Origin of the sequence: Streptomyces sp. GDS52, from assembly GCF_052246875.1 — a bacterium.
Taxonomy (GTDB): Bacteria; Actinomycetota; Actinomycetes; order Streptomycetales; family Streptomycetaceae; genus Streptomyces; species Streptomyces cathayae.
The window spans coordinates 88,116-106,047 of sequence record NZ_CM125966.1; the positions used below are offsets into that span (position 1 = coordinate 88,116).

Below are 17,932 nucleotides of genomic sequence, written 5' to 3' on the forward strand. Positions count from 1 at the left end.
AGATTACCGTTGCCTGCCGGAGGTCATCGGTCACTGCGCGCGTCGGACGCGACGCCACGCACGTCCTGTCCGGCTCAGCCGCTCACGCTGACCGCAGCGTCGACGGTCGCTCGGTCCCTCTTCTCGTCGTAGCGGGGGCACAGGCTCGACGCAGGACGCGCCGAACGATCTCGCGCGCGTCTCGTTTCCACTACCGTGGATTCATGACGGCGCCACTGGACGTGTTGGTGGTGGGAGCGGGGCCGACCGGTCTTGCCCTCGCCGCGCAACTGCGCTTGTACGGAGCGCGGTTCAGGATCGTCGATCGTTGTCTCGACCGGGTGCGGGAGTCGCGGGCGCTTGCCGTCCAGCCCCGCACCCTGGAGGCGTTGGCGGGCTTCGGGGTGACGGACGAGCTGGTGGCCCGGGGCAACCCGGCGATGCGGTTGCGGCTCCACCTGCCCCGCCGCGTGGTGGCGCTGCGCTTGTTCGACATCGGGCTGACCGACACGGCGTATCCGTTCCTGTTGTTCCTCTCGCAGGCCGAGACGGAGCGCGTCCTCTCCGAGTATCTGGCCGCGCGGGACGTGACGATCGAGCGTGGCACCGAACTGGCCCGGCTGGCGGCGACGGACTCGTTCGTCGACTGCCGGCTGCGCCACGGTGACGGCTCGCAGGAGGCCGTGGAGGCGCGCTACGTCGTGGGCTGCGACGGCGCTCACAGCACCGTGCGCGGCCAGAGCGGTATCGGATTCGAGGGATACGCCTACCCGCAGACGTTCCTGCTCGCCGACCTGGAGGTCGACGGGCTGGAGCCGGACTCCGTGCATTCGTACATGAGCGGGGCGGGGATGGTGTTCTTCTTCCCCCTCGGCTCGCCGGCCGGCTGGCGCATGCTCGCGATGCGCCCGCCCGACGCCCCGGAGGCCGAGGTGGACCTGCCGTTGTTGCAGGAGATCACCGACCGCTACACCGGCCAGCGGCTGACGCTGCGGGATCCCGTCTGGATGACCGACTTCCGCCTCCACAACCGCAGCGCCGACCGCTACCGCTCCGGCCCCTGCTTCCTCGCGGGCGATGCGGCCCACATCCACAGCCCGGCCGGCGGGCAGGGCATGAACACCGGCATCCAGGACGCGCTCAACCTCGGCTGGAAGCTCGCCCTCGTCTGCCGGGGCGTGGCGCCCGAGGAACTGCTGGCAACGTATGAGGCCGAGCGGGCACCCGTCGGCCACAGCGTGCTGCGCTTCACCGACCGCGCCTTCACCATCGCCACCAGCGGCAACCCCGTCCTCCGCGTCGGCCGTACCCAGGTCGCCCCGCGTCTGGCGCCGCTGGCGCTGCGCGCGGCCGGGATCCGCGGGCGGCTCTTCCGAACCGTCTCCGAACTGGGCATCCACTACCGGCGCAGCCCCGCCTCCACGGCCGGCTCACGACCGCCCACGGGCGGGCCGAGAGCCGGGGACCGGCTGCCCGACCTGCCCCGTGGGCTGCAGGCACGCACGGCGGCACCGGGCTGGCACCTGCTGCTGTCCGGGCCACCGCCCCTCTGGCCGGATGAACGGCTCTCCTCGGCCCTGGAAGGACGGATCGGCCTGCTCTCCGTCCACCGGCTCGGCGGACAGGGCCCGTGGCCGGGCGTCGCGCAGGGACTCGTTCGCCCCGACGGCTACCTGGGCTATGTCGCACGGGGCACCGACCTGGACGGCCTGCGAGCCTACCTGGACCGCTGGCTACCGGTCGGCCGCCGTTGATCTCACCCGCCGCAATGCGGCCGGTGGCCTCTCCGACCGTAGATCCTGCACCCGAGTACCGGTTGCACATCTGGGGGCGTTGTCACGTTGTTGGGCGTGTGAGTGCCTGATGGCGCATCGGGGCGTGGTGAGGGCCGGGTTTCGGGCCGGTGCTCAGGCCTCGGCGGGCTGGCCGGCGGCACCGGTGATCTGGTCCCAGATGACGAAGCGGAGGGTCATCTCGGCGCGGTAGTGGAAAGCGGTCAGCAGGTGGCGACGGGGCCGGACGTGGGGCGAGATGCCGCTGAACGCAGCCAGGAACCTGCGCGCCCCGCCGACGCTGCGGAAACCCTTCATCGCGCGCTCGCGCCGCCTCGTCGGCTGGTGGGAGTTCTCGGCCCGATCGGTCAGGCCCTGGTGACAGCGGTGCTCGACGGAGGGCATGACCTCGCGGTGGGCCGCGCCGTAGGAGCGGAGCCTGTCGGTGACGATCACCCGCGGCACCGAGCAGATCTTCTTCAGCAGCCTGCGGAAGAACCGCCGGGCCGCAGCGGTGTCCCGCCGGTTCTGTACGAGAATGTCCAGGACGGTGCCGTCGGCATCCACGGCCCGCCACAAATACTTCAGTTCGCCGTTGATCTTGATGAAGACCTCGTCCGGGTGCCACTTGTCCCCGGGCCGGGGCTGCCGACGGCGCAGCGCGCCGGCGTAGGCCTGCCCGAACGTGGCGCACCAGCGGCGGACCGTCTCATGGGGGACGACGACACCGCGCTCGAGCATCAGCTCCTCGACCTCGCGGTACGACAGCGGGAAGCGGAAGTACAGCCATACACAGGGGGAGATGATCTCGACTGGGTACCGGTGCCCCTGGTACGACGGCGACGCGGATGACACGAGCGAATCCCTCCCCGGCACGATCAACTCCAAGATCACCCCAGGCCGGTCAGCCAACGTGACAACGCCCTTCCTCCTGATCCTTGCCGCCCTACCGTGCCTGGGAGCACACCCGCGTAGGCGGGCCAACCACACCGGCTGGACCGCGACTGCCGCTTTCACCGTCACCCGTCTGGCCGCCGTCCTGTCGCCGGGTCTGGTGGCACGCGCACACCAGCCACGGGCCAAGAGTGACCGCCCGCTCGTCTGCTGCCACCGCCTGCCGGGCGGCCCCGTAGGCTCATGTGCGGGTTGACACCGGACCACTGGGGCCTCGTACTGAGCATGAGGGAATCTTGATCAGAAGTTTCCTGTGGGGGGAGTTCCATCATCCGCATCCTCTCCCCTCTCATGGAGGCGCCGTGACGGTGCAGCAACAGCAAGCTATCCCGACGGTTCTGGTGTACGAGGACGACCCCGGCTTCCCTCCGAAGGTCAACATGCCCGTACCGCATCCCGTTCCACAGCTCGACACACAGCCCTTCCCGACAGCCATAGCGGAAGCCGCACCACAGCAGGACGGTGCTGGGCCTGGCACCGAGGCATTCCGCTACTGGGTGGCGGCCGACTCGCTGAGCAGGGCCAGCCAGACCTGGGGACCGCTGGTTCCGACCGGAACCCAGTGGAATCCGCAGGTCGGACGCGTCCTCACTGCGCACCTCAACGCCGGAGACGACCTCAACGCCTTCTACGACCGCAGAGGCCTGTGGTTCTTCCGCCGCACGGTGGCAGGCGTCACCGTCGCCGCATGCGAGAGCAACGAGGTCGTCGAGCACGAGACGGGGCACGCGATCCTCGACGCTCTGCGCCCTCAGCTGTTCAACGCGGCGAGCGCGGAGACGGCCGCCCTGCACGAAGCGTTCGGTGACATCAGCGCCCTGCTGAGTTCACTCCGGCTGGAATCGCTGCGGATCGCGGTACTGGCCGAGACGCAGGGCGACATCGAAGTGTCCTCGCGGGTGTCGAGGATGGCCGAGCAACTGGGCTGGGCGATCCGCCAGGGCCACCCGAACGCGGTCGACCCGGACTGCCTGCGCAACCTGGCGAACAGCTTCTTCTACCGCGACCCGGTGCAGTTGCTGCCGAACGGACCCGCGAACACGCTCTCCAGCGAGCCGCACTCGTTCTCCCGGGTGTTCAGCGGCGCGTTCCTGAAGATCGTCGCCGGGATCTTCCGGCAACAGAACCTGCAGGACCAAGCCGGTCTGGCCAAGGCGGCCGAGGTCGCGGGACAGCTGCTGGTGGATGCTGTCGTGGCCGCGCCCGTGGTGTCCGCCTACTACGCGCAGGTCGCGGGTCACATGATCGCCGCGGACCAGCGCCGGAACGGCGGCAGGTACGGTCAGTCCCTGCGCTCGGCGTTCATCCGCCACGGCATTCTCTCCCTGGAGGCTGCCGCGTCGATCACCGAGCCGGAGGTGGCACGCCGAGGTGCCGGAATCGCCGAGGCGACGCCGGGCGGTGGCGACGATCAGGGTCTGACGGCCGTCACCGTCCAGGGGGCGACGTACGGTATCACCCAGCCACTCACCCTCTCCGCTCCGGCGCAGGAACGACGCTTCGGCATCGCAGGCTCAGACCCCACCGGCGGCTCGGTGCGCCCTGCCGACCCCGAACTGGTCGCGACGTCGTTCCTCGAGGACCTTTTCCGACGCGGCCGGGTCCACGTGCCCGAAGATCACCGCTCCGACACGTCGTTCGTCGACGACAACACCTCCCGGCTCAAGACCCACGAGATCACGCGGAGCGCGACCGGCGAGGGTCTTGTCCTGGTCCGGCGGTGCTTCGACTGAACAATCAGTGGAAAAAGCGCAGACGACGGACGGTGAGCCGTCCGTCGTCCTCGCGCTTGATCACGTGCGTCGTCCTGGGCGTAGGCTCCTCGCCCTCGAAGACCGCCTCGCCGCGAGCCAGCAGGTCGCTGATGAATTTCTCGGTCGCCCGGCGCTCGGCGTCATCGCTCTGTCCGCCTTCACTGGCGCCCTTCCGGCCTTCATCACTATTTGCGTCCATCTCGTGTTTCGCACTTTCTGGCCGGTCAACGGTGGGACGGTGGGGTGACTCGGTGAGGTGATTTTCGGGCGGGCTGCGCGTGGCAGCGGCGGCCGTGCCCGGACATAACGGAAGCATCCGCGGTGTTCTCCCACACTCTTGCGAGGGGCCGCCGATGCTTTCGGGTCCGACCGTACCGCCTTCCCTGCTCGCTCTGCTGCAGGTGCTGCGCCCGTGTTTCACCGCGCCCGGCGTTGTCACGTTGGTGGGGGTGTGACCGGCTGAGTCTTCTCTCGTAGCGTAGAGACCCTGACTGCAGGGGAAGTTGGGAGTCATGGCGGAGAAGAGGCGGAAGTCCGACGCGGAGTTCCGTGAGGGGGCCGTGCGGATCGTGACCGAGACCGGGAAGCCGGTCGCCCAGGTCGCGAAGGACCTGGGGATCAATGAGACGACACTGGCCAGCTGGGTGTCGCGGGCCCGCAAGGCAGGCGGGGCCAGTCCGACGGGCGAGAGTGAGGAACTCGAGCGGCTGCGTCGAGAGAACGCCCAGCTGAAGAGAGGCGTCAAGGAGCTGGGGATGGAGCGCGAGGTCCTCAAACGCTGCATGGTCTTGTGGGTGAAGTAGCTGAGGCGGACCCGGCGGCCGTCGTCGGGGTAGTCAGCGACCGGAAGACGAGTACGAGATTCCGCACCGGACCTCCTGCCGAGCGCTCGGCGTGTCGGAGGCGTGGTTCTACGAGTGGCGCCGCCGCCCCGCCCAGCCGACGCAACGCGAGGTCAGGCGGCAGGCGCTGGCCGAGTGGATCCGCTACTTCTTCGACCGGTCGGGCCGGACCTACGGCTCGCCGAGGATCACGCTGGATCTGTGGGAGGAGGGCTGGCAGGTGTCGCAGAACACGATCGCCGAGATCATGGCCGAGCTCGGCCTGCAGGGCCGCAAGCCGCCCCGTCGGCGCCGCTCGCTGACCCGGCCCGGGAAGCGGAAGACCGCCCCTGACCTGGTCCGGCGCGGCTTCGACGCGGTCGCTCCGGACGTGCTGTGGTGGGGCGACATGACCGAGATCGAAACCGGTGAGGGCAAGCTCTACCTCGCCAGCGTCCACGACGCGTTCTCCCGCCGGGCCCTCGGCTACGCCATGGGACCCCGGCACGACACATCCCTGGTCAGCGCCGCCCTGCGGATGGCCGTGGCCACCCGGGGCGGCCACGTGGACGGCGTCGTCTTCCACACCGACCGCGGCTCGGAACGCCGATGAGTACCAGCCGCTCCGGACGGTCGCGAGCGACCACCTGTTCCACCTCCCACCGCAGGTTGCGTCCCGGGCCGCAGACCAGCAGGACGAGCGTTGCCCGGTCCAGAACCGTGAGCACCTCCTCCTGCCACTGAAGGTCCGAGGGGGAGTGGCGTGCCGCGCCGACCTGAGGCAGCCGGTCGTTGGGCCGGCCAAGCGCCACCATCGTCCCGAACGGCAGCACTTCCTTGGCTAGTTGCTCCTCCTCGGTCTCGGTGGACGCAGCCCAGGGGCCGTCCCTCATCGAGCCCTGCTGCACGCGCGCGAGCCCCGCGTCGTCCGCGAAGGACCGCAGGAGCAGCACGACGGGCTTGTCCTGCGGCAGGCCGGCGAAGTGCTGGAGCACCTGCGCCCGGTGCCGGCTGCCCTGCCTGATGGCCCACCTGCCGCCGGGCAACAGCACAATCATCGAGGCGAGTTCAACCAGGGTGGCCAACCAGCCCAGCTCGGCCTTCCAGGTGCGCAGGGAGCGGTAGGACAAGGCCCCGCAGTCCATCCCGGCACTCACCATGAGGGTTCCGGCCAATTTCAGCAGCAGCCCCCCGCAACTGCGACTGGTGAAGCTCGGCCGGAGGCCGGGGGAGTCGCCGACCGGACGACGATTCCGATCGCCCGGCCGCCCCCGGTTCCGTACCCGGCCCCTGTTCACCGGACGGATCCTCTTGCCCTTCGGACGTCGGCCCGTCCCCTCCAGCCATGCCACCCCCCGTTATGTTTTTCGCGGTCCTGCGAGAGGGCCGCTGGCCTCCGGGCCCGGCATGACTGTGTCCCCCTGTCGATCGGATGACCTGGGGGGTGGTGTCACCAGGCTCGGGAGGTGCCGTCGGAGACGTTGATGAGAGGTCCGGCCACCGTCTGGTCCGGCGCAATGCCGGACAGTTCGCGGGCGGCAGGTCTGCATAACGCGGATGCGCGCGTACGACACCGAAGCCGAGGCCAGGAAGAGTCAACTCACCTCGGAAGGGTGCGATGTTCGACACCGGCCATGTGGGCGTCTTCCTCGGCATGGACGTCGGCAAGAGCACCCACCACGGGCACGGGCTCACCCCGGCCGGCAAGAAGGTCTTCGACAAGGCCATGTCCAACAGTGAGCCGAAACTGCGGGCGGTCTTCGACAAACTGATCGCGAAGTTCGGCACCGTGCTGGTGATCGTGGACCAGCCCGCCTCCATCGGCGCGCTGCCCCTGACGGTCGCCCGGGACGCCGGCTGCCGGGTCGCCTACCTGCCCGGACTGGCGATGCCCCGGATCGCGACCTCTACCCGGGCGAGGCGAAGACCGACGCGAAGGACGCCGCGGTGATCGCGGACGCGGCCCGCACCATGCCGCACACCCTGCACTCACTGGAGTTGACCGACGAGATCACCGCCGAGCTCACCGTGCTGGTCGGCTTCGACCAGGACCTCGCCGCCGAGGCCACCCGCACCTCCAACCGGATACGCGGCCTGCTCACCCAGTTCCACCCCAGCCTGGAACGCGTCCATGGAGATTCCTACCTGCTGGGGGACGGAGGCGCGGCGGTCACAGGCTGCGCAGGAAGGGCAACGAGGGCATGAAGAAGTACTCGCCGCCCTTCATGGTCACCGCCTGCTCAGGGGCGGGGACTTCCTGACTCTCGTCGTCTCCCCAAGCCTGCGGCCATGTCTGCGGGAGCCGACTGCCCTGGCCGATGACCGGGTCGAGCCCCGGTTGGGGAGCGGTGCCGTGCTGGGGGAAGCCGGCGTTGTTCGCCCACAGTCGCTGCACGAACTCGAACTGCTGACCAAGCTCGGAGTTGAACGCCATGAACAGCAGGCCGACGCCGCTCTCGGGCAGATCGCCCTCAGCGCGTTCCCCGTAGGTCTGCCCTCGCCGCGCCAGCAGGTGCAGCCTCTCCCCCTCCGGCGGTTCGAAGCCGCCGGACCCGCGCGGGTTGGTCTTGCGGATGTGCGCCTGGAACGGGCACTTGTGGGCGGCGTGGTCGCTGGCGTACGTGAAGTCGTTCATCACCGGCTTATCCGCTCCAGCCTCCGCCTGCAGCGTGAGCGGCGTACCGTCCCTGAAACGACCGACGAGCATCGCACCGGCCCGCTCGCGGTCGTTGTTGTCGAGCTTGAGCGCATCGGCGAGCTCTTCCTCGGCCGCCTTGAAGGCCCGCACGTTCTGTTCCAACTTGCGCAGCACGAAGTAGCTGCCGAAGTCCGTGGTGGGGTCGGGGGCCGCTGTGTCTGCGACCAGCACCCGTCCCAGCGGCAGGAACGGATCCCATACGGAGGTTCCATCCATCGTGTCGCGCTCAGCCTGAAGGTCCTCGGCGAGGAACAGCGGCAGGCTGCGCCCGTCGACATACCCGAAGTGCTCGATAGCGCGGCCCGCGGCGTCGTGCAGGGTCTGGCCGGTCTCCCTGGCGAGCACAGTGATCGAATCGGTCAGCAGTGCCTCGACCTCGGCGAGCCTGGCGCCGGCCGGGGATGAGTCGGCGTCGCCGACCAGGACGACGGCGTGGATCGTCTGCTGGTAACCGGGCTCCCACTGCACGGGATCAGGGTCGCTCAGGTTAGACAGAGAATCGGGGTGTCGCATCCCTCGCTGGAAGACCTGGTCCGAGGGCACCGCGCCCGTCAGGCCCAACCTGCCGTAGCCGGCATTCGTCAGCCCCACGCCGACATAGGGCGTGCCCTGCGTGCCGTGCTGATTGAACGCGTCCACCTCTTCGAGCGCCGTCTTAGCCGACTTCATGAGCGGGACCAGCCCCGCCAGGAACGCCCGGGCCGCGGCGGTGCCCTCAGGGCCTTCGGCGAACTGCAGGAGCAGGATGTGCAGCCGGTCGCGGACATGGCCCTTCAGGATGTTCGGCTGCAGGTTCTGCAGCATGGTCTCGTTGTCGCCGGTGGCGTTCTTCCACGACAGCGGCACTGTGTCATTGAGTTCGACGGGCATGTCAGCTCTCTTTGTCGGTCCGGGATCCGGAGAGTTTCGGAGCGGCATACAGGCCGGACGGTGCCGGATGCTGGCCCCTCCCGCTCAGAACTCTGTGCATGCGTTGCGGCACCTGTTTCCAGTCTGAGGGGGCCACATGCAATATGCCACTCGATCCAGGCCCCGGCATGTGCCGAGCGTGCAATTTCCCGTTGACTACGGGCAAGAAATTGAACGGTGAAACTCTCGATTGACGGGAAAAGTGCTTCACTCATCGGAATTCCGTGACCGCTTGCACGGCCTCGCGGAGATTGACAGGCTGTCACCCATTCGCCACTGCGCCTGAAATACATTGGGGTGAGGTGTCAGATGCCGCTGTTCACCGAAGGACTCGTCACAATACCGCTCGACAAGGAACCTGCACACGTGACCGTCACTCCGGACGGACGACGGGTTTATGTGACGGTGACGGAATTCAACCCGACCGGCCCGGGTCCGGGAGCGGTGTGTGTGATCGACACGGTTAGCCACACGGTCATCGCCGAGATTGCCGTGGGCCGCAATCCCGGAGGTGTGGCGGTTACCCCGGATGGGCGCCGGGCTTACGTCATCCACACGGCCGAGCCCGACGTCTCGATGGTCGACCTTTCCACCGAACACGCCACCGTCGTCTCCCTGACACGTGGCCTCACCACCGATGTGGCGATCACGCCGGACGGACGCCACGCCTATGTGACCCAACGGAATACCGTCGACAACGTCATCGTGCTCGACACCGAGACCAATAAGGTCACCGAACTCCCTGTCACCTGGGGCGGCGAGGCCCACGCGATAGCGATAGCCCCAGACGGGACGCGCGCCTATGTGGTCGACGGTCGGTCGCGCGCGATCGTCATCATCCCAATCCCGCACTCCTGGCGACCGACGGACGACCTGGGTCTGTCAAACGAGCAATGTAACCAGGGTGGTTGGGGTTACTGGCGGGCTGCGGAGAGTCGGCCGTCGAAGGTGATGTCGAAGGCGTTCAGGGCGGTCTTCCAGCGCATGGTCCAGCGGGCCTGGCCCTTGCCGGCGGGGTCCAGGCTCATGATGGCCATGTAGACGCACTTCAAGGCGGCGGTCTCGTTCGGGAAGTGCCCGCGTGCCTTGACCGCCCGCCGGATCCTGGCGTTCACGGACTCGATCGCGTTCGTGGTGCAGACGATGCGGCGGATCTCGGTGTCGAAGCGGAGGAACGGGGTGAACTCTTCCCGCGCGTTCTCCCAGAGCCGGACGATCGCCGGGTACTTCTTGCCCCAGGTGTCGGCGAACTCGGCGAACCGCTCGAGTGCGGCCTCTTCGGTCGGCGCGGTGTAGACGGGCTTGAGGACACGAGCGATCTTGTCCCAGTCCTGGCGGGCGGTGGCGGAAGGAGTTCCGTAGCAGGTGGACCACACAGGTCTGCACGATCGTCCTGGGCCAGACGGTCTCGACCGCGTCGGGCAGACCCTTGAGACCGTCGCAGACGAGCATGAGGACGTCGTTCACGCCGCGGTTCTTGATCTCGGTGAGGATGTGCATCCAGTGCTTGGCACCCTCACCGCCGTCGCCGGCCCATAGGCCCAGGATGTCCCGTCGGCCCTCCGCGGTGACGGCGAGAGCCACGTGGATCGGCCGGTTGGCCACCGCACCGTCGCGGATCTTCACGTGGATCGCGTCGACAAAGACGACCGGGTAGACGACGTCGAGGGGCCGGTTCTGCCACTCGGCCATGTCGTCCATGACCGTGTCGGTGATGGTGGAGATGGTCTGCTGGGAGACGTCGGCCCCGTAGACCTCGGCGAGGTGGGCCTGGACCTCGCCGGTCGTCAGGCCCTTCGCGGACAGGGAGATCACCATCTCGTCGACGCCGGACAGGCGTTTCTGCCGCTTGCGCACGATCTTCGGCTCGAAGGTTCCGTCCCGGTCACGGGGCACGGATATCTCGACCGGTCCGACCTCGGTGAGCACGGTCTTGCCGCGGATGCCGTTGCGGGAGTTGCCGCCGTTCTTGCCGGCCGGGTCGTGCTTGTCATAGCCGAGGTGGCCGGTGATCCCGCCCTCGAGGGCGGACTCCAGCAACCGCTTGGTCAGCTGCTGCAACAGCCCGCCCTCGCCCGTCAGCTGCAGGCCCTCGGCCTGGGCCCGGCCCACCAGTTCGTCGATGAGCTGGTCGTCCACCGCCTTCGACGGCTGCGGCTCAGGCATCTCGACGGACTGGGCCTCGGACACGTTCTCACTGGTCATCGGTGCATCTTCCTTGATCAGGAGTTACACCGAACGTTTTACAGTCCCGTCATCGGATCTCATTGGATCCGAGCCGCCGTCAGGCCCCGGAAAGACCGGGTTCATGGGGACTGCTGCACGGATAGGTGACATCTGAACTGTCTTGCCCGTGGGGCGGCCTGAAAGGATGTTGCTGTGCCTGTCCCCTGTCCCGAAGAGTTCCGTGAGACGTCGTGCACGTGGCCCGCAACCGCGAGAAGGTCGCCCCCCTTGCGCAGATCGCGAAGGACTTCGGCGTCCATGAGATGACGCTGTCGAAGTAGCTGCGCCAGGCCGCCGTGGAGGATGGCGAGAAGCCCGGTGTCACCAGGTCCGAGTCGGCGGAGAACCGTGAGCCGAAGAGGCGGATCCGGCTGCTGGAGCAGGAGAACGAGGTCCTGCGCCGCGCGACGGCCTACCTGCCGCGGGCGAACCTGCCGGGAAAAGGCTCTACCCGCTCGTGAGGGAGCTCGCCGCCGACAAGATTCCGGTCGCGGTCGCGTGCCGGGTACGGGGGCTTGCTCGCCGGCCCTCCTACTGGTGGCTTCGCCGGCCGGTGACCGGGGCCGAGATCACCGAGGCCCACCGGGCGAACGCTCTGTTCGACGCCCACCGCGACGATCCCGAGTCGGCTGCCGGTTCCTCGCCGGGGAAGCCGAAACGGCGGGCGAGCGGAGGAGTGAACGGACCGCGTGGCGGATCTGCCGGGACAACGCCTGGTGGTCGGCGTTCGGGAAGAAGCGGTCGAAGCACGGCAGGCGGCCCGGGCCGCCGGTGCACGACGGCCTTGTCCGGCGTGAGGTCACCGCGAACGCGGTGAACGAGCTGTGGCTGGCGGACATCACCGAACATGTCACCGGAGAGGGGACGTTGTACCTGTGTGCGGTCAAGGACGCGTTCTCCGGCCGGATCGTCGGCTACTCCATCGGCAGTCGGATGCAGGCACGGCTCGCGGTGAACGCGCTGGACAATGCGGTCGCACGCCGTGGCGTGGTGGCCGGTTGTGTCGTCCGTTCCGACCGCGGGTCGCAGGTCAGGTCGAGGGAGTTCGTCCATGCCCTGAACCGTCACGGCCTGGTCGGGTCCGTGGGAAGGGTCGGCGTCGCCGGTGACACCGCGGCCATGGAGTCCTTCTTCGCGTTCCTGCGGAGCCTACGTCCTCGACCGCCGTACCTGGGCCACCCGCGAAGCTCTCCGCACCGCGATCGTGACGTGGATCGAACGGACCTGCCACCGGCGCCGCCGGCGACTACGGCTGGGCCGATTGCCCCCCAATCGAATTCGAGACCACCATGAAATCCGCCGCAGCCCTTGCGGCATGAAACCCAACCGTCACCTATCCGTGCAGCAGTCCCGACCGTAGTGACCCGCCAAACTCATCGACCGCCCCCTGCGGGACCAGAAAGACATGGCCTGGCACGAAGTCACCCGAGCTGAACTCGACCTACGGCTCTCCGGAGTCGCGAGTCGTTGCGGGCTCTGCGAGACTTGCAACAAGTTAATCACAGAGAGCGACCATCTCGGACGGGCGCCTGTTCAGCGTGCAACCATTTCGGTGAAAGAGTGAGGTCACATGTGCAGCGCGCCTGTGTTTGACGTCATCATTGTCGGCTCCGGGGCTGCCGGCGGAATGGCTGCACATGAGCTTTCGGCGGCGGGCCTTCGCATCCTCATGCTGGAAGCTGGCCGAGACTACGATCCCGCCACCGAGACACCGATGTTCAATACGCCGGAAGCCGCCCCGCTGCGGGCAGCGTCGACTATGGACAAACCGCAAGGCTTCTACGACGCCACCATCGACGGAGGTACCGAACTCGCTGGTGAGCCGTACACTCAGGCCGACCCCACACAGCCGTTCAGCTGGTGGCGACCGCGGATGTTGGGCGGGCGGACCAGTCACTGGGGAAGAGTAGCACTGCGCTTCGGACCGTATGACTTCAAACCGAAGACCCGTGACGGGCTGGGTTTTGACTGGCCGATCGAATATACCGATCTGGCCCCATGGTACGACAAGGTCGAAAGCCTCATTGGCGTCACGGGCTCTCCCCACGGGATCGAGAACGCCCCGGACTCACCGCCCGGCATCCAGCTTCCTCCGCCACCTCCACGCGCTCACGAGATCGTTCTTACCCGGGCATTCGAGCACATGGGCATGAAAGTGGCAGCCATTCGGGCGGCCATTCTCACGCGCCCATTGAACGGCCGTGCGGCATGCCTGTACGCCACGGCGTGCACGCGAGGCTGCGGAAGTCGCTCCAACTTCCAGAGCAACACCGTTCTCATTCCTCCCGCTCGGGCGACCGGAAATCTCACTGTCGTGTGCAACGCCATGGTGTCGCGGGTTGACATCGACGCAACTGGACGGGCGACTGGGGTCACTTACAACGATCGCGATACCGGGTCCGAGTTCTCGGTCACGGGGAGGGCAGTGGTACTCGCGGCCGGAACCTGCTCGTCGGTCCGCATTCTGCTCAACTCAAGAAGTGATGCATTCCCCAACGGCATCGGAAACAGTCACGGGCTGGTCGGCAAGTATCTGATGGATTCGGTCGAATTTTCGCGTTCGTCACAGATTCCATTGCTCGAGAAGCTGCCGGCGTTGAACGATGACGGCATCTTCACGCCGCATGTCTACGTGCCCTGGTGGCTCCTGCGGGAGCAGGCTGCCGGGAAGCTCCGTTTCCCACGCGGTTACCACATCGAGCCGCGAGGAGGCCGCAGGATGCCGACGACGGGCGTTGGCGGCCTCGTCGCCGCCAGTGCGGCGAGCTACGGAGACACGCTACGCACGGAGGTACGACGGAAATTCGGCACGACCGTCACCCTCATCGGTGAAGGCGAGATGATCCCGAACGAGGACTGCTTCTGCGAACCCGATCCCACAACGAAGGACAGGTGGGGTGTTCCGGTTCTGCGTTTCCATTGGAAGTGGGGAGATTCAGAGGTCCAGCAAGTCAAGCACATGCAAGAGACCTTCAACGAGGTGTTCCGCCTGCTCGGGGGCGCGCCAGACAACACTGCGTTCGCGATGCCTCAGGGGGGCGGAGCAAGTCATGAGGTCGGTGGCGCACGAATGGGAAACTCGCCGCAGAACTCCGTGATCGACTCCTACAACCGGTGCTGGGACGTAAGGAACCTGTTCGTACTCGACGGCGCCGCCTTCGTATCGAGCCCGGACAAGAACCCAACACTCACGATCCTGGCGCTGGCAGCGCGAAGTTCTGCCCGGATCGCCGAACTGCTGAAGAACGGGGGACTCTGATTGCATCTGCCTGCCACACCCCGAAGAAAGCGAGTGGACGAGGGGTGAACCCGTAACGAGGGGAACAGATGGATCACAACGAAGCGTCCGGTTCCAGCACTGCAACGCAGGGCTACGGCACCGACCCCAATCTCGTGACACCGGACACGCCTTGGCCTCGCACGCTCTCCGAACGCCAGCGGAAGCTCATCGTGGCCCTTGGCGACATCATCCTACCGGGCACCGACGAGTACCCGGCGCCGAGTGCCGTGGGCATTGCCGACTTCTTCGACGACTGGGTGAGCGCTCCGTACCGTACCCAGCAGAAGGACGCGACCGTCGTCACGACCGGCCTCGCCATGGTAGACGAGGCCTCGCACCAGCAGTTCGGAATCGGATTCGCCGAACTGGACGGCTCCCGGCGGCGCATGATCGTAGACCAGATCGCGTCAACGACCGCAACGGACAGAAGCTTCTTCGTCCGGTTCCGATCTCTGCTGCTGAGCGGCTACTTCACGACCGACATCGGTTTCAAGGCGATCGGGTATGTCGGAAACGTGCCGCTGGTCGAATTTCCCGGCGTACCACCCGAGGTGCAGCGCATCATCGACGACGAACTCAGGAAGCTGGGGCTGTAGCGTGAATCCCGTAACCGCGGGTACCCCGCGCATGAAGACGATCAAAGAGTATGTCGAAGCACGAGATCTGTCTCTGGATGACCTCAAAGGCGCCCTGCAGCTTGCGATGCGCCTAGAATTCTCCACGATCCCGCCCTACCTGTGTGCACAATGGTCGGTCAAGCGCGATCCGGATCGCGTCGAAGGCGTGCTGCATGCGGTCGTCAGCCAGGAGATGGGTCACTTCGCGCTGGCAGGAAACCTACTGGCCGCAATCGGCGGTCGGCCGTCGATCGGGCACGCAGACTTCGTGCTGAACTACCCGGTCGCGGAGCTACCCGGCGGCATTCCACAGGAGCTTCCGATCGATCTCAAGCCCTTGCGGAAGGAGCAGCTCGCCGTCTTCATGCAGATCGAGACTCCCGAATTCCCACCGGTCGCGTTCCGAACGGCGCGGGCTCCTGCCACGATCGGCGCCTTCTACGACACGATTATCACAACCTTCCAGACGCTCAACCCCGAGATCGATCCGGACGCGCATGCCGTAGAGCTGCCCTTCTCGCATCGGATTGAAACCGTCGCCGACGCGATCGAGACGATCGATCGCATCAAGAGCGAGGGAGAGGGTGCGCAAGATTCTCCCGACCAGCCGTCAGGGGAGGAGCGGGCCAGCTTCGCACACTACTACCTTTTCAAGGAGCTCTGGCTCCAGAAGCGACTGGTGAAGGCCGGCGAGAAATGGAGTTTCAGCGGAGCTTCCATCGACTTGCCGGACGTCTATGACTTTCAGCCTTCCCAAGCCGAACCGAACCCCTCGGCCGATTTCAACCGCACATTCTCGCAGTTGCTGATCGATCTGGAGTCCTGCTGGACGGCCGGCGCATCGCCGAACGTGGCGGCGATGTTCCAGCTTCAAATCCTCGGGCGGGACCTGATCAAACGTGGGATCCGCCCGGAGTTCAGGTGGGATGACGGAACCTCCTGAGTGCGTTGTGGCCAACCGAGCGGCGTTCGAGTTGGCCGTCGGGGTGATGGTTCGGACATAGGTGCCGCCTGCGGGACAGGCATGAAAGAACGGGCCTCTCGGTAGAGACGCGGGTGATGAAGACCGATCTCGCCGGGAGGCCCGTTGCTGCGCCAGTCCACCATCGCCTAGCTCACCCCAGCGATATGACGGCCGCGGAGTGGGCCGAGGTGAGGGCGGCGATGCCGGTGCCGGCATGGATGGAGGGCCGGGGCGGCCGTCCGGAAGCCTACTTTCATCGGAAATGGTTGATGCGGTGCGCTACCTGGTCGACAATGGCGTCAAGTGGGTCGCATTGCCCGCGGATTATCCCTGGTGGCGGGCGGTCCACGACTCCTTCCGCCGCTGGCGCGCCTACGGCTACGTCCGGGAACTGCACGAACGCCTGCGCCACGGTGCCCGGCTGCGGCGTGAGCGGAAGGCCGAGCCCAGTGCCGGGATCATCGATTCGCAGTCGGCGGACGCCTCGGAGACCATGGGCGAGGCCACACGCGGTTTCGATGGCGGCAAGCTGCGCGACGGGCTCAAGCGGCCCATGCTCACTGACAGCCTGGGCCTGCTGCTGGAAGTGAGCGTCACCCCGGCTGACGGGCACGACTCCAAGGCCGCCCCGGACCTGATGGGCATGTTCATGGCCGCGCCGGGCCGGCTGCTGAAGCTGGTGTGGGTGGCCAGCGCCTACCAAGGCCCGGCGCCGGCCGAGGCGTTCGCCCTCCACGGCGTGCAAGTCGAGGTGGTGCGAGACGCCCCGACGGGCAGCGCGGCTTCACCGTATTGGCCCGCCGGTGGGTGGTCGAGCGCACGCTGAGCTGGTTGTCGCGCTCACGCCGCCTCAACCGTGATCACGAACGCCGCCCGGACCATCACGAGCAGATGGTGTGGTGGGCCGCCTCGATCAGGCTGACCCGGAATCTGGCCGGGGATGCTCCGCGCTGGCCGGAGAAGCGGGCCCACCGGTTGTCCCCGGCGCAGGCCTGAACAGCCCGCCGCTCTCGCGCACCAGCCGGCTGCGCGCCTGGAGCCTGTAGGCGCGGTGGCGCACTTTCTCCCCCTCGTTCTTCTCCTGCGGCCGCCCCAGGTGCCGTGCCAACTCCGCACCGGTCACCGGCCGGGGCGCATCGGCCACGACACGGAACACCTCGCGGTACACACCATCAAGAGTCTCCTGGCCCAAGACCGGCTGCCACCGCGGCGGACGCTCGTCGAACCCGCCGGCATCGGCACCACTCGCGCTCTCCTCTGCCAGGGCCTGCACAAGCTCCTCGCGGGCCACCCGGGCACGCTCGGTCCGCTCCTGCGCGCCCGCAACCTCCATCTGCGCCTGACGCAGGACCTCCCGCCACGGGTTCAGTTCTTCCTGCGTCCGCGCCTCACGCTGCTCGAGCAGACCGATCACCGACGGCATCGCACCCTCCAGGGTCGACAACAACCGTCCGCTGCCTGCCCCCCACGATCCCGCGCTCATGCCCGGGACACGAAGAAACCCCTGCTCACCGAGCAGGAGTTCCGTTTGCCACAACGCACTGAGACCAGCCTCCAACCGCCGCCTTCTCAGCTCCTCGCCGAATACGGTGGGCGGCCGCGGCACGGAAACCTCCATAACCATCCATCCAGATGAACGGGGTTGCCGCACGAAAGACTGCGACAACCCCGGCCGGCCGGACAAGACGAGCAGTACTGTTTCCCGTTTCCTCCCCACGGATCGCCGCTCTGCTGCACCGGCTGCCGCGGGATGTGGCGCAGGCTGCGGCTGCCGGTGCGGCCGGACGCGGAGACGGCCAGCAGCTGCGGGGGCGGTCGTTCGCGAACGCTTTCCGCTTCTCCTGCATCCACGCATTCGCCCCGGACCGCCAGGCGTTCGCCAGCGGCACACGTGGTCGACATCTGCGGCCTCACCGCCGGGAGCGGCTACGGAGGCGGCGAGCGACGCCGCAGCCTTG

The 17,932-nt window shown here is 67.3% G+C and carries 14 protein-coding genes and 3 pseudogenes; 11 read left to right on the top strand and 6 right to left on the bottom strand.

Annotated features, from left to right (window positions below; all coding sequences use genetic code 11):
* The first annotated feature begins 203 nt into the window (after positions 1-203).
* Complete coding sequence (locus ACTWJ9_RS00410) at positions 204-1,733, top strand: FAD-dependent monooxygenase (protein WP_279331986.1); 1,530 nt, start codon at positions 204-206, stop codon at positions 1,731-1,733.
* 153 nt (positions 1,734-1,886) lie between these two features.
* Here the strand turns inward: ACTWJ9_RS00410 and ACTWJ9_RS00415 are convergent, their stop codons facing one another.
* Positions 1,887-2,606, bottom strand: coding sequence for an IS6 family transposase (locus ACTWJ9_RS00415; protein ID WP_387037956.1), 720 nt, complete (start codon positions 2,604-2,606; stop codon positions 1,887-1,889).
* Positions 2,607-3,007: 401 nt separating this feature from the next.
* Between ACTWJ9_RS00415 and ACTWJ9_RS00420 the strand changes: the two genes are divergently transcribed.
* Positions 3,008-4,438 carry a hypothetical protein gene (locus ACTWJ9_RS00420; protein WP_387037958.1) on the top strand — a complete coding sequence of 477 codons (1,431 nt, stop codon included), beginning with the start codon at positions 3,008-3,010 and terminating at the stop codon, positions 4,436-4,438.
* Between the two features lie 4 nt (positions 4,439-4,442).
* Here ACTWJ9_RS00420 and ACTWJ9_RS00425 read toward each other — a convergent pair whose 3' ends face one another.
* Positions 4,443-4,658: a hypothetical protein gene (locus tag ACTWJ9_RS00425; RefSeq protein ID WP_279331989.1), complete on the bottom strand. Its 216-nt coding sequence runs from the start codon at positions 4,656-4,658 to the stop codon at positions 4,443-4,445.
* Between the two features lie 313 nt (positions 4,659-4,971).
* On the opposite strand from ACTWJ9_RS00425, the gene ACTWJ9_RS00430 reads away from it, so the two are divergent.
* Together ACTWJ9_RS00430 and ACTWJ9_RS00435 are read left to right on the top strand one after the other, a co-directional pair.
* The gene (locus ACTWJ9_RS00430) at positions 4,972-5,262 is read left to right on the top strand and encodes a transposase (protein ID WP_279331990.1); all 291 of its coding nucleotides are present in this window, start codon (positions 4,972-4,974) and stop codon (positions 5,260-5,262) included.
* 91 nt (positions 5,263-5,353) lie between these two features.
* Positions 5,354-5,893, top strand: a complete 540-nt coding sequence (locus ACTWJ9_RS00435; RefSeq protein WP_279331991.1) for a DDE-type integrase/transposase/recombinase — start codon at positions 5,354-5,356, stop codon at positions 5,891-5,893.
* On the opposite strand, the gene ACTWJ9_RS00440 is transcribed toward ACTWJ9_RS00435, so the two are convergent.
* Positions 5,802-6,440, bottom strand: a complete 639-nt coding sequence (locus ACTWJ9_RS00440; RefSeq protein WP_443295014.1) for a hypothetical protein — start codon at positions 6,438-6,440, stop codon at positions 5,802-5,804. The two genes, ACTWJ9_RS00435 and ACTWJ9_RS00440, sit on opposite strands and share 92 nt — an antisense overlap.
* 458 nt (positions 6,441-6,898) lie before the next feature.
* On the opposite strand from ACTWJ9_RS00440, the pseudogene ACTWJ9_RS00445 reads away from it, so the two are divergent.
* Positions 6,899-7,416 (top strand): annotated as a pseudogene (locus ACTWJ9_RS00445) (IS110 family transposase); the annotation flags it as partial.
* 34 nt (positions 7,417-7,450) lie between these two features.
* On the opposite strand, the gene ACTWJ9_RS00450 reads toward ACTWJ9_RS00445, so the two are convergent.
* Both ACTWJ9_RS00450 and ACTWJ9_RS00455 read right to left on the bottom strand, forming a co-directional pair.
* Entirely contained in the window at positions 7,451-8,848 is a 1,398-nt protein-coding gene (locus tag ACTWJ9_RS00450) for a Dyp-type peroxidase (RefSeq protein WP_279331993.1), read from the bottom strand.
* Between the two features lie 953 nt (positions 8,849-9,801).
* Positions 9,802-11,053: pseudogene (locus tag ACTWJ9_RS00455) on the bottom strand (IS256 family transposase).
* Between the two features lie 213 nt (positions 11,054-11,266).
* Between ACTWJ9_RS00455 and ACTWJ9_RS00460 the strand changes: the two are divergent.
* The 6 genes and pseudogenes from ACTWJ9_RS00460 to ACTWJ9_RS00485 all read left to right on the top strand — a co-directional run bounded on the left by ACTWJ9_RS00460 (position 11,267) and on the right by ACTWJ9_RS00485 (position 16,970).
* A pseudogene (locus tag ACTWJ9_RS00460) lies at positions 11,267-12,432 on the top strand (IS3 family transposase).
* A gap of 251 nt (positions 12,433-12,683) precedes the next feature.
* On the top strand, positions 12,684-14,372 hold the full coding sequence (locus ACTWJ9_RS00465; RefSeq protein ID WP_443295015.1) for a GMC oxidoreductase: 1,689 nt from the start codon (positions 12,684-12,686) through the stop codon (positions 14,370-14,372).
* A gap of 68 nt (positions 14,373-14,440) precedes the next feature.
* Entirely contained in the window at positions 14,441-14,989 is a 549-nt protein-coding gene (locus ACTWJ9_RS00470; protein WP_387037967.1) for a gluconate 2-dehydrogenase subunit 3 family protein, read from the top strand.
* Positions 14,990-15,020: 31 nt separating this feature from the next.
* Entirely contained in the window at positions 15,021-15,953 is a 933-nt protein-coding gene (locus ACTWJ9_RS00475; RefSeq protein WP_279331996.1) for a ferritin-like domain-containing protein, read from the top strand.
* 283 nt (positions 15,954-16,236) lie between these two features.
* Complete coding sequence (locus ACTWJ9_RS00480; protein ID WP_443295016.1) at positions 16,237-16,800, top strand: transposase; 564 nt, start codon at positions 16,237-16,239, stop codon at positions 16,798-16,800.
* Positions 16,782-16,970, top strand: a complete 189-nt coding sequence (locus tag ACTWJ9_RS00485; RefSeq protein ID WP_387037973.1) for a hypothetical protein — start codon at positions 16,782-16,784, stop codon at positions 16,968-16,970. Before ACTWJ9_RS00480 ends, ACTWJ9_RS00485 begins: the two co-directional genes overlap by 19 nt.
* Here ACTWJ9_RS00485 and ACTWJ9_RS00490 read toward each other — a convergent pair.
* A complete protein-coding gene (locus tag ACTWJ9_RS00490; protein WP_443295018.1) occupies positions 16,888-17,592 on the bottom strand; it encodes a hypothetical protein in 705 nt (234 codons plus the stop codon). The two genes, ACTWJ9_RS00485 and ACTWJ9_RS00490, sit on opposite strands and share 83 nt — an antisense overlap.
* Between the last annotated feature and the right edge of the window lie 340 nt (positions 17,593-17,932).